Genomic DNA, 15,286 nt, shown 5'->3' on the forward strand with positions numbered 1-15,286 from the left:
AACTCCTTTTGCGCTAGTTAAGGGTGCGGTAAGCCGCTGCGGCCGGATCTTTCAATTCCGGATGCAGTTGCTCCACCAGTTGTACTTTCAGCGGCGCGGCGCTTTTCAACCACGGCAACCAGACTTTGCGCACTTCCTGCAAGCGGGCGCGCAGTGCGCTTTCATCGGCTGCATCGCTGGCGTGCATCTGCACTACCACCTGCTGCGGTGCCTGCCAGCCATTAAATTGGGTACTGAACGGCAGCACCAACCAGCTTTCCGGGGATTTCTCATTAGCCAGCACCATACGTTCACGGTTGACGGTGGTGATGGTCAGTTCGCTGGTCGACTGCCCGCTGCTTAACCCGGCAATCGGGAAACCTTGTAAATAAGTCACAGAGACTGATTTTGTGGCCCCGTTACCCATCTGTGTCAGATTGCTGTTGCCGCTCAACCAGCCATCCTTGCCACACACCAGCCCCTGCTTTGTCGGCACAAAGATGGCGCTGAATTGAGCCGGTTGCTGCCACCAGGTGCGGAAGTGGCAGCCATCTAACAGACTGAATTGCTGCCAGGGCGTGGTGTCCGCAGGCGGTGAACTGATAGTCGGTGTCGGGGTGGCTACCTGAGGTGTTGGGATCGCCGCCTGCGGTGGCGGGGTAACCACCGGCTGCCAATCTTTCGTCCGCTCGGCAGTACCTTCTGCCAGTGCATTACCTTCTGCATCCTGCAATTGCCAGTGCAGTTGTTGCAGCGATTTGCACTGCGACGCCATTAATCCGGCGACACGCGGCAGGAAGCCATCCAGCACGCTGGCACTTTTTTCACCTTTGCTGACGATACGCAGATCCACACTCTTCTGACACCAACTCGCCAGCTGGTTATCTTTGACGTCATCGATCCAGACATCCAGTTTCTGTGCCGGGGACTGCACAATGCGGTAGTTCTCAGCCAAGGCCTGTGTACTCAGTAGCAGCGCAGCCAGCCCCAATAATCCATATTTCATGTTGGCGTTCTCAATCGCGAAGAGGGAAAAACTGCGCCGCATCTGAGAGCGAGTGCAGTAAGGTGGTGTCCTGAGGTGAACCAACCCACACGGCTAGCGCACTAAAGTTGTCCTGCTGCCCCTGTTCCGGTTGTTCGTTTTTAATGATTTGCTGCATCAGCGTGAGCCACTCTTGCGGCGTGTTGACCATATGCAGTGACTGCTGCATCTGTTCCAGCGTGACCCCATGCCAGAAGCCGTCGGTACACAGGAGAAAGGCATCACCGTCCTCAATCGCCACCACATCGCTGTAGCTGGCATCACGCTGCTCGTCGCCCATACCGAGCGCGAAATAGAGCAAATTGGTGTTGATGCCCTCGGTCTGATGCCCGGCATCTTTCATTTGCTGCACCAGGCTGTGGTCAGTGGTGACGTGGAAGAGATAACCGCGTCGAAACAGATAAAGGCGACTGTCACCGGCGTGTGCCCAGTAAGCCAGGCCGTAATCACGATCGATAAACAGGCTCACCAGTGTTGTGCCCATCCGGCTGTGCTCGCTGCTGGCCTTTTGTTGCTGACGGATGGAGTGATTCGCGTGATTGACATAGTTACGTATCGACTGCGCATTCAGATGGGTTTCGCCGTTAAACGTCTCCATTAAACTGCTGCGGGCGATAGTGGCAGCGACGTCTCCACCCGGGAAACCGGCCACGCCGTCACAGACGACAAAGCAGGCTGAACGTTCACCGATAATCTCACCGGTCTGATCCTGATTGCTGGCGCGGTCGCCCTGATTCGACGTGGAAGCAATAGTGATATTCATGCGTCATCCGTGTGGGTTTGTGAATCTTTATACTGATTAACTTCCATGTCGTAGGCGTGCAGGAAAGCTTCGCCAAACAGGGTGTGAAAGTCATCTTCGATCTCGCCAGCAGTTTCGCCGTAGCGCTCGACAAAATGCTCCCACAACGCCGCTTTACGGCTCCCCGGCAGACCAAGGCGAGATACGGAACCTGCCTCGCGCGCTTCTGCTTCTAGCTGATCAGGATTAAAGGATTGCAGCATAGAAGCGATGATGGCGCGGATACCGGCGATCATCCCTAACTGGTGCGCCTGAAGATCGATCAGCGCATCACGTACCGCCTGGCGCGGCGGCATAAAGCCGGGCATCCGGCTACCAAACATCTGCATCAGCACGGTTTTGCCAGAGGGCAGCAGTTTGAACGGGTTATTGGCATCGTCGAGGATCACCGTCATATCTGCTTTTACGCCACGCTTGAGAATGGAACGTGATGAGAGTAATGCGACGGTACCCTGCGAGAACATGCTGAGCATCTGGCCAAACTGGCGCATCTGATCGCAATCGAACTGCGGCGTGGGCTGCAAATCCTGTAGACCCATTCCTTCCAGCAAGGCATCCAGTAACTCACCTTTCAGCGCATCACCACTGCTTTGAGCCGCCGCCTCGCGCTGGCTGTGAGACGCCACCGGATCAATGCGCAGACGCCCTTTAGGGGTAGGTGATGGAGTACGCTGCACCGCCTGCGGCGTCGGCAAGGTGATACCACCATATTCAAGCGGTGTCGGGCTGGTTTCGGTCGGTTCTTCAGCTTCTTCAGCTTCTTCAGCTTCTTCAGCTTCTTCAGCCACTATTGGCGCAGGCGCCGTGTCGGTATCATCAAATAATGGCGAGCTGCTAAGTTCAGCCAGATCAACGGCGTCAGGCGCGACCGAAGCTGGCTTTAGCTCTGGTTCTGGTTCTGGTTCAACTTCTGGCAGCGGCGGTACTTCGGGTTGCGCCAGCGGAACCGCCCCGCTCATCATTAAACCTAGTGGGTCATCGTGATGGCGGGGATCGGGGGTATTCTGGCAGCCAAACAGACTAAGAGGATCCAGCTCATCAGGCTGCTTCTCAACCGGTGCAGAGGCCGCAACACTCTTCTGCCCGACCAGCGCGCTCGGGGTCGCATCATCAAAAATGCTGTCCTGGGCAAACAACGCATCCTCTTCATCAAACAAACTGCGATGAGTCGGCTGTTGGCCGATATCCAGTGGCGCATCACTGATCAGCGCAGCCAGTGGATTTTCCGGATTACGTTCGGCGGCAGCGGGAGCAGTCAGCGGATGAGCTTCGGATGACGCTGGCGCAGGTTTGTTACGTTGCGATAAATCGTCAGAGATGGAAAATTCTTTCGCCAGGCTGTCCCAGATCTCACTGGGGATTGCGGCAGTGCTGCTCACCGCTGTGGCTGGCTCATCGACAATGATTGCCGCTTTGGCGGCTGGCTTAGCGACCACGCTGGCAGACGATGCGGCGTGAGTATCGTTAACCAGCAACTGATAATCATCAATGCCAATAATATCGCCGTCCTGCAATTCCACCTGACGCCCACGTTCCAGCGGAATATCGTTAAGAAGCACGCGAGTGACATTACCACGGTTGGTCAGACGACATTCACCGTCAGCAGTAATATGCACAATGGCCTGTAATCGGGAAATGGTACGGTCATCATCAGGTAATACCAGATTGTTATCCACCCCACGACCAATGGTGCCGCCGGGAGGTAAGAAGTTAAAGAGAGTCTGCGGCGGCTGATGGCCGGGTTTAGTCGTTATTATCGTAAAGCGCATAACGGATTCCTGCGGTTGGCTGTTCGGCATCTATATCGCGCCTCTCTCGTGAAAGAGGCGGAATATAGGAAGCGTTTTTATGACGGGCTACGGCGCGATTTATCGCGCTCTTTTTAGCTGGTTGATTATTAGTTTAAAACTGCGCGATAAATCGCTTCACTATAGAATGTGGGATTTATCAAAAAAAGATGAGAGAGAAGATATAATAATTAAACAATTAGAAATTTTATTTGTCTTGAGTTTATTACAAGCAGCGGCCCCCAAACAGGAGTCAGCAAGAAGAAGTAATTAGCAATAATTATTCATAAGGAATCGATTTAAGTTGCTCAACACGTTCCAGGTCAACTCTGGCAATGCATTTATCCTTAAGCGCATCGTAAGTAACGGTTCCTTTCTCAGCCATAAAAGACTCAAGGTTACATTGACCATCGCGATACTTTAGCCAGCCGCGCTGTGACTCGGTTAAGGTTAACGTATAGCTTTGCAAAGCTGCCGGTGAGGCGGAATACTCAGCCGCGATTCTATTCTTTGTTGCGAGATACTCTTCATTTAACGTTTTTTCTGCTGTCTGTTTTGCGGATTTAAAGCAGGAGAAAACCTCACCATCATTCACAGCTTTGCCGCAAACATCCTCTGCATTAGCGTAATTCTGTAACACACCGATAAACAGAAAGACAATGATTCCCTTTTTCATACCAACGTCCTTATCGTTTAAAATTTTTCAGCGTCCTTATGAAGACCGCTGAGTTTTACTTTAGATAGGCCTTGCGTAATTCAGCAATAGATTTCAGCGAGGAGTTCTGGAATTTTTCCGTCGCACTATTATCATAGTAAACACCAATACCCGCTTTAAGCCCCATAACATTGTAGCGGCGCGATTTATCGCGCACCTTTGAAAAGAAACTAAATCGCGCCGCTACAAATTACTGCAGAGTTAACAAATAAATAATATTACGCTTCTTTGTTTTCTTTAATGTTCCAGCCTGAGCTGCTTTCTGCACCTTTACCACCAGAAGAGCTCTGCTCCCAATACTGCTGCTTAACTTTAGAGGCCTGGAAAGAATAGCTCATTCCCAGCGTATCGCCATTGTCAGAGCCATTATAGTTCACATTAGTTACCAGCACGTCTTCCAGTGTAATGCGAGCATATTCAACCTGAGTGCCACCCGCTTTACAGATAGAGAGTTCGACTTTCGTGAGATGCTTACCGCTGGCGCAGTTCTTCAGTAGCGCAGTGGTGGATTTATCGATCAGTGCATTGACGTGCAGATCGTTGAAATTAACCTTACCCGCACCGCCGCCACCGCCAACAGACATATTGCCTGGTTGAGAAGCTCCCCATGAGAAAGAGGTAATATCGGTCCAGCCAGTGTGGTTTGAGTCTTTAGACTCGCCGGTAACGCCGTCGACCTTCATAAACATATCAATAGCCATTATCTTTCTCTCTTAATTGATTGAGATTGTTGCTTTAAAAAAAGCAAGGATATGGCAAAAAGAAAAGCATGGGGCTGAATAAAACAGTCCATATTTTACCTTTGCCTTGCTTCTGAAACAGTGTCGTAAACAATATTTCAGATAACGTATTGCCGAATTTATATCCGACAAAAACTTGTATGCGTTTTTAAATCGATATATATATTGAAAACCTGATTCCCTTTTGCATGCCCGAACTTCACGCACTCATTTCATGGACAGCGACCTGACAGATAGTCTATAGTAGCCCAGCGTATCAAAAGTTTACCGAAGGAACGAATATGAAAAAGGTCATCTCAGCATCCCTGATATTAGTGTTATCGCTGCTCTCACTCTATTCAATCGCAGATATTATCGAATCAATAGTTCTGGTTTCTCGTTATGAAAACTTTAATGCCGATTCCACCGGAATCATTGCCGGTAAAATTATCTTTGCAGTGCTCTGCATCGCTATTATTTTTATTTTATATAAAAGAGTACACAAAAGTCCGTTTAATTAGTTCGCTTTAACTTTTCGGCTACTGCATAGATTGCAATTGACGCAGTTATTGAAATAATTATCAGAACTGCGTTGATAACTTTCCCCACCAAAGAGATATCCCAGTCAAAGAACAGAATATAATAACCTACACATGTTATTAAAATCAGCGCAGACAAAAAGGTCAGCAAAAGGCTCATGATATAGAGAGCTGATTTTTTAAACATCACGTATTCCTTCCAGAAAGTTCGAAAACACCTCTTGCGCCAGTGGCGAATTATTCTGTTGTAGTGCAATCGCATCCAGCCAAGGGTCAATATTATCTTGTAGCAGAAAATAGAGTAAATCGAGATCACCTGCACCGCGCAACATGGCATAGACCTCCTTATTCTTTTTCATCAAATCCCGCGAGGTATAGATTGACCTTGAAACAGAAGCACCAATGGTGATGATCCCTGTCATCCCCGCGCTAAAAAGAAACTTAGGGATGACCCGGATAAAGAATCGTGACACGATCTCATTAACAAACAGGTATTTAAAAGCAAAAGATCCCGCTGCACTACCACCCATTTTTACCAGTAATTTTTCTAACTGCTCTTCGCTAAGCCGTTTAAAATATTGCTCAACCACGAGTTTTATCAACTTGCGCAGATCATCACTTGTCGCTCCCTTCTTCAGCAGGCTGATCAAGCGGATGCGATCCGTTTCGTTATCCCAGCGATGGTCACTATCAAGAAAGTCTTTGGTCAGCGCATAGAGATCACCTGGAATAGCGGCAAATCCACTCAGCGCACTTACCATAAACGTCTCAACATCCGATTTCTTTTTGGTATTGAACAGGGCCAGCATGCCATCAGCAATACTTTTCGGCGAATCCATATCCCGAATCCTTTTTAAACAGCGATGATTCCAGAAGACATCAGGCGCAAAGCCATTTAGCGCCTGACATCCTATAAGTTTCAGGATGTGTTCTGCTTGGTAAAACTCAGGCATCGCACATCCTTATTAAAACTTACGTATTGTCATTTTTCAGCGAAGGCAGTTTCGATACTAGACGCAGCGATACCGTCAGACCTTCCAGTTGATAATGCGGACGTAGGAAGAATTTCGCCGCGTAATAACCCGGATTGTCTTCCTGCTCCTCAACGTTCACCTCGGCTGCGGCAAGCGGTTTGCGTGATTTGGTTTCCTGCGAGGAGTTGGCCGGGTCACCATCGACATAGTTCATCACCCAATCATTCAGCCAACGCTCCATCTCATCGCGCTCACGGAATGAGCCGATTTTGTCACGCACAATGCACTTCAAATAGTGAGCAAAGCGGCAGCAGGCAAACATATACGGCAGACGCGCCGCCAGACGCGCATTGGCGGTAGCGTCGGCATCGTGGTATTCCGCCGGTTTCTGCAATGACTGCGCACCAATAAAGGCCGCGAAGTCCGAATTTTTACGATGTACCAGTGGCATAAAACCGTTTTTCGCCAGCTCCGCTTCACGACGATCGCTGATGGCGATCTCAGTTGGACATTTCATGTCCACACCACCATCGTCACTCGGGAAGGTATGGCACGGTAAGTTTTCTACCGCCCCGCCCGATTCCACACCACGGATTGAGGTGCACCAGCCGTACTCTTTGAAGGAACGGTTGATGTTGGCTGCCATCGCATAGGCGGCGTTACTCCAGGCGTAATTGCCATGATCAGAGCCATCCGTTTGCTCTTCAAAATCATAACTGTCCACCGGATTAGTACGGATACCGTATGGCAGACGAGCAAGGAAACGTGGCATCACCAGGCCGAGATAACGTGAATCCTCTGATTCACGCAGACTGCGCCAGGCAGCATATTCAGTGTTCTGGAAAATCTTGGTCAAATCGCGTGGATTCGCTAGTTCCTGCCATGACTCCATCTGCATGACTTCGGGTGCCGCACCGGTAATAAACGGACAGTGTGCCGCTGCGCCAATACGTGCCATCTCTCCCAGCAACTCCACATCCTGTGGGCCATGATCAAAGTAGTAATCACCGACCAGGCAACCGAAAGGTTCGCCACCAAACTGGCCGTATTCCTGCTCATAGATTTTCTTGAACAGCGGGCTGCGATCCCAGCCCACACCTTTGTAACGTTTCAGGGTACGTCCCAGCTCCTGCTTGGAAATACTCATAAAGCGAATTTTAAGCATCTCATCGGTTTCGGTGTTGTTCACCAGATAACTCAGGCCACGCCACGCGCTTTCCAGTTTTTGGAAATCCTGGTGGTGAATAATCTGGTTTACCTGCGCCGATAATTTCTCGTCAATTTCAGCGATCAGTGACTGGATAGTGCGGTACGAGTCGTTGGAAATGGTAACGCTGTTCTCCAGCGCTTGCTGGGCCAGAGTTTTGACCGCGTTTTCAACCGCTTCCCGCGCCTGATCGTTCTTCGGACGAAACTCTTTACTGAGAAGCGCGCTGAATTCATCCTGGCTGAAGCTGGATGCGCTTTCCGCCTGCTGTTGCAATTTCTCGCTCATTATTCTTCCTCCTTACCTTCTGCTACGTCGGCTTGCTTTGGCAGATGCGTCAGCGCCTGCAGTAGCGTCGGGTCATGCAGAATTTTGCCAATCAACTCTTCCGCGCCGTTTTTACCATCCATATAGGTCAACAGGTTAGCAAGCTGGGTACGTGCTTCCAGCAGCTTGTTTAATGGCTCAACGTGGCGTGCAATCGCATCAGGTGAAAAGTCATCCATGCTTTCAAAGGTCAGTTCGACATTGAGTTTTCCCTCACCCGTCAGGGTGTTTTCAACCTGAAACGCCGCACGCGGTTTCATCGCCTTCATGCGCTCGTCAAAATTATCAATATCGATTTCAAGGAATTTACGATCATCAACAGCAGCCTGCGGTTCCAGTGGCTTGCCAGCGAGGTCTGCCAGCACGCCCATCACGAACGGCAGCTGGATTTTGCGTTCCGCACCATAAATCTCCACGTCATATTCAATTTGAACGCGGGGCGCGCGATTGCGGGCAATAAATTTCTGCCCGCTGGATTTCATAGTGGCCATGATTTTCTCCATAAATGATGCGCGGTTAAGGCGCGCAGGTGTCACTGCGTGATGAAAAGAGGGACGCGGCGTTAGTCGTGGCGTCCGAAGATGTTTTGCAACTGATGAACGCCGTCCGGTGCCAGATCGCGGATGATGTCCATAAAATCGAGTTCGACCAGCCGCTGTACGCGGTCAATCATTAACGGCGCCGGATGGCTTGGCTCATGCTGGGCGAAGTATTGCTTCACCTTTTCCAGCATCAATTGGGCATCCGCGCGGCTGGTAAGCTGTACTGTCCGCCAGTCTGGCGCATTACGAGTCGCCGTAGATGCTGGCACGTCTGCGGGCTGATCATCAGCAGCATCTGGCAGTGCCTCCGCTGAGTTTGCGGATTGCGTCAGGCTGACCAGCAAGGCAAAACTTTTCTGCAACTGCGTCATATCAGGCACCGCGCTTTCCCCGAGACGTTCGGCGAGCAGCGCGTGCAGGCTTTGCAGGTATTGATAGATGTGTTGCAAGGTGGCAGCGGCGGGTTGCCCCTGCTGCGCCAGTTCGTCGCGCAGACGCGCCATCCCGCCTGGGTAGTCAGGTGTCTCTAATTTGCTGCCATCACACAGGGCGATTGCATCACGAAGCGTGATACCGTCCGAGGCTTGACGTAACAGCCAGGCCTGGCGCACGGCTGCCGTTAACGCAGAAGCGTCTTCAAGCAGTGCCAGCGCATTGATGCGATAGAACGGATCCTGTTCGCCGTCCTCTTCCAGCCGTGGCCAGAGCGGTTCCCAGTAACGCAATAGTGCTTTTTCAATCAGTTCCAGCCCCTGCGCATAGCCTGGCAGGCCATTAAGATGGGTCCACGCCTGGGTGAGGGCCAGCATCACGCGTAAATCTTTGCTGCGGCTCAGCAATTCCGTCGCCAGCTTTTCTACCCGGTTCCAGTCAGCTGGCTCAGCCGGGATAATGGTTTCACCAAACTGTTGCTCAGCTTTACCCGCGCTGGCCTGCTCCATCGCCTGAAAATCAGCGTGATATTCCAGGTTGTCGCCGCAAGGGTCATCATTACCGATCGGCGCCAGCAACGCGTCGAGATTAATATTCATGCGGTTGCACCTCAGGATTCAAACATCGGGGGGTAAAGTCCATTTCGTCCGGGCTTCGCACCGCCTGCCGGGTCAAACAGCAGCGAAAATAACTGGGCGGTGAAGTTGCCACTATGCACATGGGTGTATAACGGGAAGCCGTCGCTTTGATTGGTCCACCAGAAACTGGTGTAAAACTGGGGATCAAAGATGTCGGAAGGCAGTTGCCAGCTCAGGTTCGACACGCTGCTCCCTTCACCAATAATCGCCAGAATCTCTGATGCCTCCTCCTCTGGCTGCTGCGGCAGAGGAATGCTGAGCAAAGCCTGATCCAACTGTTCCGGGCTACTACCGTCGCGCACCACACGCAGTAGTGTGTTGCCGACCTGTTGATACCAGTCGCCCGCATAGCCCAGCATGGCAGGCGACCATTCTGTCGGGCTGAAGTGGCGCAGGGCGCACAGCGGATAGTGGCGGCCAACGCTATCGCGTGAAGCGGTCAGGCTCCCCATCTGCACCAGTTGGCTGCCGAGCATCGGTGGCACGACAAAATTCCATACTGGAGCGCTGAGAAACGCTCGAGAAGGCGCATTCTCCCCTTCGGCACTGGTTTGCCAGTGGTGTAACCCCACCTGAAACCAGTGTGACCATTGCCGTAGCAAGCTGTCGGGAATGCGTCGCTTAACAAAGTCCCCCGCACTGGGGATTTTGCCGTACCAGCCGGGTGCTGCGTATTGCGTCATCGTAAGGCTCCGATTCAGGGACAGCTAAAAGCGGGAAGCTGGAACGGGTTGCGAATGCTGCCGGGGGTAAATGACAGCGTGACCTGATGTCCTTCCACGTTAAAGTTGGCTTCGCGCGTCAGGCCGCCGGACTGTGTCAGCCGGGCGCGATCGAAAAAGCGATTCAGCGCCCAGGGACCACTGGTGACCAGCGTGGAGGTGGTACCATTAGTTAAGCCAAGCTGCATACGCACTTGACTGGTGCCACCAGGCCCCGGCCAACTGACCATTTGTACCGCCTGTGGGCCATGGCTGTAGCGCAGGATCTGCCCATCGACATCCAGCGTCAGGGTGAGGATTTCGTTATCCATTTTTACCGTGCGCAGTGTGACGCGAAAAGATGGCGTGGTCGCGCCATTGGTAAAGAACGCATCGCGAATTGACTGCGACTGCTGGAACGGACGCAGCAACGCTTCACCACCCGGCAAGGTTTTGCCATCAATCCCGGGTGTGAAACGCCAGGCCGCGTGGGTGGTATCAACTTTGCTCGCCAGATTGTCACGGAAGAAGCTGTCCATCAGGCCGCTTCCCGGCGCAAACATGCGTGCCAGGTCATCGGGAGTTACTTCGTTGCGACCATTGCGCACCAGCGGATAACGTCCGGCGATAGCCTGCTGACAGAAACTGCCCACCGCCATCTGGATACGTTTGCGTACGTTATCCATATCGCGACGCTGGGCGTCTGAACTGGCCCCCACCGCCATGCTGGAAACCATGTTTTGTAATGTACCAGGTAAACGACCCGCACTGGCCTGTACGCGGCTAATGGCATCACTCGATGGCGGTGGCATACCGCTGTTAGCCGCATCTTGCACCGCGGTCAGGTAACGATAGAGATCGTCAATCTGGTGCAGAAAATCATCCACCGCCAGCACTTTACTGCCCTGCTGTAACGGCTGCGCCAGTTCGATAATCGAGGCAAAGTGCGCACCCACTACCTGTTCTGGTGCCGGATTCGCTTCGTTCTGTGCCGCACTGGCCTTCGGCGCACTAAATAACGCCTGCAAGGTGCGGGTAGCGCTATTGTCTGACGCTGGCGGCGCGGTTTGTGCTGCTTTGTCATCTGTTATCGGACGCGTCAGCGTCAACACTTTACTCAGGTTGATAACCAACTGGCGCAATGGTGAGTGGTTGCCGGAAAGTAAACGAGCGGTGTTAATACGCTGTGCCAGATCAGCGCTGTTATTGAGCTGAATATCGCTGAGGAATTGTTCCCACTGACGAATGTAATCCTGCATATAGAGCTGGCGCACCGCTAAGTCGGTCTGTTGGCTGTTTTCCTGTTGCGTGGTGCCGCCCAATACCCAGCGATCGTCCTGATACAGTGCCTGAGTTACCGGCGCAATTTGCTTATCAACGTGCTGCCAGTATCCGTCCGGGGTATACAGGCTTGCGACGCCATCGTTAACCGACTTTCCACTTTTACGTGAGAACACCAGTTCGCTTTGCGGGCCACCGAGCGCGGCGAGGGTAACCGTAGGTAAGCTGCCATCACGTTGTAGCAGGCGCTTAAGGCGTCCGTAGACGCGCTGTGATAGCGGCATCTGATTAATCAGCGCCTGCTCGCGCTTTACCAGCGCATCATCCTGCGCATAAGGCGAGGATTGGATTTGCGTTTCCAGCAACTGTTGCAGATGCCACGCCAGCTGTTTGACTTCCTGCTGGGTCACGTTCTGCGGTAGCTCACGCGAGATATTCAGCATCAGCCAGGCTTGCAGGAACTTGCCGTCATAATGCTTAGGTTGATACAGCATCTGATATGCCTTCAGCGCCTCGTAGCTGTAATCCGCATCACTGCCGTTGTCATTACGCAGCCAGCGGGTGATGTTTTGTGCCACCTGCGGCAGCAACAATTGCTTCAACGCTTTGCTGTAAAGTGCCTGGCTGGCGTCACTTACTTCAGTGCCACGGTATAACCACATACGACGCGTTAGCGGTGGTTCCTGCAATGAGAAGTCTTTGCTCTCCGGCAGATGCAACAGCGTATTGAGGTAAGGCACCAGCGCAAACAAATCGCCATTACCCTGGCGTTGCAGTTGTTCGCCAAGTTGCTCAACTTGCGGCGTCTTTGCTGCCATCTCCTGTAAATAGGTTTTATTTTTACTGTAACTGGTCAGCCACAACACCCCTGCAACGACCACAATGACCAAAAGCGCCAGATAGCCGGACCATAATCCCGCACGATTGCGCAGTTCCCACCAGCGATTGCTGGCTGCCAGGCCGGATTCCTGAAATACCACATCTTCCAGCATGTCTTTCAGGAAAAAGCTTTGCCCTTTGGTCGGGGGGATGGGTGCATCTTTGCCAACCTGATCCCAGCGACCTAATTCACCGTTCTGTTGTCCCGGCAAATGCAACGCGCGGGTTAACTCCCCCATCACGCGGTCAAACGGCAGTCCTTCCTGGGTACCACTGGCAAAGTAGATACCGCGCGGAGCGAACTGGGTTTCAAAATCGGAGCGGGCGAATAAGGTCTCCAGTGCTTCGGCCAGCAACGGACGTAATGCGGCAAACTCCTGCGGGAACAGATAACTATCCGCGCGCGACTGGGCATCGCCTTCAGCCAGCAAGGTATCGGCTAGCCCGGCATCCAGACGTTGTTGCAGCAGCGAATACTCCTGCTGGAACTGGCTACTCAGTTCGAAATCAGCCGTAGACGCCTGCGCCCAGGGAAAGGTAAAGCCCCAGATTTGTTCGCGCTGGGTTTTATCCAGCCCGGCAAAATAGCTACGAAACCCTTTCAACAAGTCCGCTTTGGTAACCAGCACGTAGACCGGGAAACGAATACCGAGGCGGTCGTGCAACTCCATCAGACGCTGGCGTAAGGTTAGGGCCTGATTGCGCAAGGCTTCCGGCGTCTGGCTAAGTAAATCCGCCACGCTCAGGGTGACGATGACACCATTGATCGGCTGGCGACCACGGTATTTGCAAAGCAACCCCAAAAAGTGGTGCCACTCGCTGGCATCACGCTCCTGTTGGCTCTCCTGGGTGGCATAGCGTCCGGCGGTGTCCAGCAGCACAGCATCATTGGTAAACCACCAGTCGCAGTTGCGCGTGCCCCCGATACCCCGCAGCGCGGCCTTACCAAACTTATCCGCCAGCGGGAATTGCAGACCCGAATTGACCAGCGCAGTCGTTTTACCGGCCCCCGGAGCGCCGATGATCATGTACCACGGCAATTGGTAGAGATGCTGACGGCTGAAACGCTGTGCCCAAAACGGCGTCCCTTTGCTGTTATGACGCTGGAAATGCGCTTTTTTCAGCATCTCCGTCGCTTCGCCAAAACGGCTCGCCAGCACTTGCTCCTCGTTGGTGAGGCGTTTTCTGTCCTGTTCAGATTCGCCACTCGGGCGGGTTTCCAGGCTCGACATCAGTTTACGGTTGAGCCACATGTTGTAGAGGCGAGGAATCGCCTGGCTCAAACCCCACACCAGATACAGCAAGGCAATACTGATCACGCGATTCTGCTCAGGTTCAAGCGGCCGCGAATCGACAATCGAGAACACCGGGCCAATCACCCAGATGATAAATGATAGCGCCGTGATACCGACAAAACCCCAGGCGAGGCGGCTGGTCAGCACGGCAAAAAGCATATTCAGCATGGATTAGTTCCCTCTCGCCAGGCCGTTGAGTTCAGCTAGCGTCGCATCCGGCGCCACCAGCAGCGTAATCTCCACACGACGGTTACGCGCACGGTTCTCAGCACTGGTATTTGGCACAATTGGATTGCTCTCGCCACGCCCTTCCGCTTTCACGCGTGCCGGTTGGGTCAATTGCTTTTGCAGCAAGCTCTGAACCGTCTGGGCACGTGCCAGCGAGAGTTCATAGTTGGAAGCAAAACGGGCGCTGCGGATCGGTACGTTATCGCTGTAACCCACCACCAGAATCTTGCCGCTGACGTTATTCATCGCCGCCGCAATACGTTCGATAACCGCTTCATAACGGCCCCGCACCGTGGTTGCGCCGGAGGTAAACAAGCCATCCCCTTTTAGCGTCACGACGCTTTGATCGGCTTCATCCCGCACCACGACCAGGCCAGCATCAATTTCCGGTTTGAGGAACGTTTTCAGATTGAGCGCAGCCGGTGGCGGCGGTGCCGGATGACGAATCTGTATTTCCGGTAATGAAGTTTGGTAGATGTTGGCCAGCACCGGTGTGGTGTAGTCCCCCAGCCGCCAGTTGAGAATGATATAGAACAGACAGGCACCGAGCGCGGCCACTGCAGCGCAGGCCCACAGCGGGATCATCGGACGCCACAACTTGCGCAACACCGGTTGATCGGTCGGATGCAACGACAGCGCCGCCGCATAGCTGCCGCGTACGCTTTTGATCATCTGCAACAGTCGTTGTTTGATGGTTTCCAGCTGCGAGCGCCCATTGTCCAGTACCCGATAGCGCCCTTCAAAACCGAGCAGCAGGCAAAAGTAGATCAATTCCAGTAACAGGATATGCTGACGCGGATTCTGCGACAGTTTTGCCAGCAACTGGAAAAACTTCTCTCCGCCCCAGGTTTCATTATGAAAAGTGACCAGCAAACCTTTGCTGGTCCAGACGCCGCGGCTGCCCCAAGGCGTCAGCGCGGCGGCTTCATCCAGTGCGGTGCACAGGCAATAACGCGCACCGATGATCACTTCATAACTCAGGCCCGACTGCTGACAACGCAGTTCAAAGTGACGGATCTGGTCTATCAATTGCTGACGCAGACGTGCGGGATCGTCATGGGAAACGGAGTGCCGGATCTGCGGGATGGCGTTAATCAGCGGGTTGGCCGCTGCCACCAACGCATTCTGGTGGCTCACGTCGGGCTGTGTGACATCGCTATTCGATTTCTGTTGTGGCTGCATCATGCGTGCTCAGT

14 protein-coding genes are annotated in these 15,286 nt (G+C 52.9%); 2 read left to right on the plus strand and 12 right to left on the minus strand.

The window, feature by feature from the left end; all coding sequences use genetic code 11:
* Positions 1-13 precede the first annotated feature (13 nt).
* The 3 genes from QMZ65_RS22095 to tagH are packed head-to-tail and all read right to left on the minus strand — an operon-like array spanning position 14 to position 3,595.
* Positions 14-985, minus strand: a complete 972-nt coding sequence (locus QMZ65_RS22095; RefSeq protein ID WP_176505713.1) for a hypothetical protein — start codon at positions 983-985, stop codon at positions 14-16.
* Positions 986-995: 10 nt separating this feature from the next.
* Positions 996-1,787 carry a PP2C family protein-serine/threonine phosphatase gene (locus tag QMZ65_RS22100; RefSeq protein WP_038646150.1) on the minus strand — a complete coding sequence of 264 codons (792 nt, stop codon included), beginning with the start codon at positions 1,785-1,787 and terminating at the stop codon, positions 996-998.
* On the minus strand, positions 1,784-3,595 hold the full coding sequence (gene tagH, locus QMZ65_RS22105) for a type VI secretion system-associated FHA domain protein TagH (protein ID WP_283216689.1): 1,812 nt from the start codon (positions 3,593-3,595) through the stop codon (positions 1,784-1,786). The genes QMZ65_RS22100 and tagH overlap by 4 nt, the downstream gene beginning before the upstream one ends.
* A gap of 79 nt (positions 3,596-3,674) precedes the next feature.
* On the opposite strand from tagH, the gene QMZ65_RS22110 reads away from it, so the two are divergent.
* Positions 3,675-3,887, plus strand: a complete 213-nt coding sequence (locus QMZ65_RS22110) for a hypothetical protein (protein WP_097116746.1) — start codon at positions 3,675-3,677, stop codon at positions 3,885-3,887.
* Between the two features lie 6 nt (positions 3,888-3,893).
* Here QMZ65_RS22110 and QMZ65_RS22115 read toward each other — a convergent pair whose 3' ends face one another.
* Together QMZ65_RS22115 and QMZ65_RS22120 are read right to left on the minus strand one after the other, a co-directional pair.
* The gene (locus QMZ65_RS22115; protein WP_038646144.1) at positions 3,894-4,289 is read right to left on the minus strand and encodes a lysozyme inhibitor LprI family protein; all 396 of its coding nucleotides are present in this window, start codon (positions 4,287-4,289) and stop codon (positions 3,894-3,896) included.
* A 257-nt stretch (positions 4,290-4,546) separates the two neighbouring features.
* Positions 4,547-5,029 carry an Hcp family type VI secretion system effector gene (locus QMZ65_RS22120; RefSeq protein WP_045813581.1) on the minus strand — a complete coding sequence of 161 codons (483 nt, stop codon included), beginning with the start codon at positions 5,027-5,029 and terminating at the stop codon, positions 4,547-4,549.
* A 320-nt stretch (positions 5,030-5,349) separates the two neighbouring features.
* Here QMZ65_RS22120 and QMZ65_RS22125 point away from each other — a divergent pair, with 320 nt between their 5' ends.
* A complete protein-coding gene (locus QMZ65_RS22125) occupies positions 5,350-5,568 on the plus strand; it encodes a hypothetical protein (protein WP_097116745.1) in 219 nt (72 codons plus the stop codon).
* A 197-nt stretch (positions 5,569-5,765) separates the two neighbouring features.
* On the opposite strand, the gene QMZ65_RS22130 is transcribed toward QMZ65_RS22125, so the two are convergent.
* The 7 genes from QMZ65_RS22130 to QMZ65_RS22160 form a co-directional block, all read right to left on the minus strand.
* A complete protein-coding gene (locus QMZ65_RS22130; RefSeq protein WP_234472763.1) occupies positions 5,766-6,539 on the minus strand; it encodes an Ssp6 family T6SS pore-forming effector in 774 nt (257 codons plus the stop codon).
* A gap of 19 nt (positions 6,540-6,558) precedes the next feature.
* Positions 6,559-8,055, minus strand: coding sequence for a type VI secretion system contractile sheath large subunit (gene tssC / locus QMZ65_RS22135; protein ID WP_097116743.1), 1,497 nt, complete (start codon positions 8,053-8,055; stop codon positions 6,559-6,561).
* Positions 8,055-8,585, minus strand: coding sequence for a type VI secretion system contractile sheath small subunit (tssB, locus tag QMZ65_RS22140; protein ID WP_045813586.1), 531 nt, complete (start codon positions 8,583-8,585; stop codon positions 8,055-8,057). The genes tssC and tssB overlap by 1 nt, the downstream gene beginning before the upstream one ends.
* A gap of 71 nt (positions 8,586-8,656) precedes the next feature.
* Complete coding sequence (gene tssA, locus QMZ65_RS22145; RefSeq protein WP_097116742.1) at positions 8,657-9,667, minus strand: type VI secretion system protein TssA; 1,011 nt, start codon at positions 9,665-9,667, stop codon at positions 8,657-8,659.
* Between the two features lie 11 nt (positions 9,668-9,678).
* Positions 9,679-10,389 carry a type VI secretion system-associated protein TagF gene (gene tagF / locus QMZ65_RS22150; protein ID WP_097116741.1) on the minus strand — a complete coding sequence of 237 codons (711 nt, stop codon included), beginning with the start codon at positions 10,387-10,389 and terminating at the stop codon, positions 9,679-9,681.
* Between the two features lie 14 nt (positions 10,390-10,403).
* The gene (gene tssM / locus QMZ65_RS22155) at positions 10,404-14,030 is read right to left on the minus strand and encodes a type VI secretion system membrane subunit TssM (RefSeq protein ID WP_097116740.1); all 3,627 of its coding nucleotides are present in this window, start codon (positions 14,028-14,030) and stop codon (positions 10,404-10,406) included.
* A 3-nt stretch (positions 14,031-14,033) separates the two neighbouring features.
* Positions 14,034-15,275 carry a DotU family type VI secretion system protein gene (locus QMZ65_RS22160; RefSeq protein WP_097116739.1) on the minus strand — a complete coding sequence of 414 codons (1,242 nt, stop codon included), beginning with the start codon at positions 15,273-15,275 and terminating at the stop codon, positions 14,034-14,036.
* Positions 15,276-15,286: the final 11 nt, after the last annotated feature.

It is taken from the genome of Pantoea sp. EABMAA-21 (genome assembly GCF_030053335.1).
Lineage (GTDB): Bacteria > Pseudomonadota > Gammaproteobacteria > Enterobacterales > Enterobacteriaceae > Pantoea > Pantoea communis.

Coding starts and splice junctions, on each gene's coding strand:
- QMZ65_RS22095 (WP_176505713.1), bottom strand. CDS start 985: ATGAAATATGGATTATTGGGGCTGGCTGCGCTGCTACTGAGTACACAG.
- QMZ65_RS22100 (WP_038646150.1), bottom strand. CDS start 1,787: ATGAATATCACTATTGCTTCCACGTCGAATCAGGGCGACCGCGCCAGC.
- tagH (WP_283216689.1), bottom strand. CDS start 3,595: ATGCGCTTTACGATAATAACGACTAAACCCGGCCATCAGCCGCCGCAG.
- QMZ65_RS22110 (WP_097116746.1), top strand. CDS start 3,675: ATGACGGGCTACGGCGCGATTTATCGCGCTCTTTTTAGCTGGTTGATT.
- QMZ65_RS22115 (WP_038646144.1), bottom strand. CDS start 4,289: ATGAAAAAGGGAATCATTGTCTTTCTGTTTATCGGTGTGTTACAGAAT.
- QMZ65_RS22120 (WP_045813581.1), bottom strand. CDS start 5,029: ATGGCTATTGATATGTTTATGAAGGTCGACGGCGTTACCGGCGAGTCT.
- QMZ65_RS22125 (WP_097116745.1), top strand. CDS start 5,350: ATGAAAAAGGTCATCTCAGCATCCCTGATATTAGTGTTATCGCTGCTC.
- QMZ65_RS22130 (WP_234472763.1), bottom strand. CDS start 6,539: ATGCCTGAGTTTTACCAAGCAGAACACATCCTGAAACTTATAGGATGT.
- tssC (WP_097116743.1), bottom strand. CDS start 8,055: ATGAGCGAGAAATTGCAACAGCAGGCGGAAAGCGCATCCAGCTTCAGC.
- tssB (WP_045813586.1), bottom strand. CDS start 8,585: ATGGCCACTATGAAATCCAGCGGGCAGAAATTTATTGCCCGCAATCGC.
- tssA (WP_097116742.1), bottom strand. CDS start 9,667: ATGAATATTAATCTCGACGCGTTGCTGGCGCCGATCGGTAATGATGAC.
- tagF (WP_097116741.1), bottom strand. CDS start 10,389: ATGACGCAATACGCAGCACCCGGCTGGTACGGCAAAATCCCCAGTGCG.
- tssM (WP_097116740.1), bottom strand. CDS start 14,030: ATGCTGAATATGCTTTTTGCCGTGCTGACCAGCCGCCTCGCCTGGGGT.
- QMZ65_RS22160 (WP_097116739.1), bottom strand. CDS start 15,275: ATGATGCAGCCACAACAGAAATCGAATAGCGATGTCACACAGCCCGAC.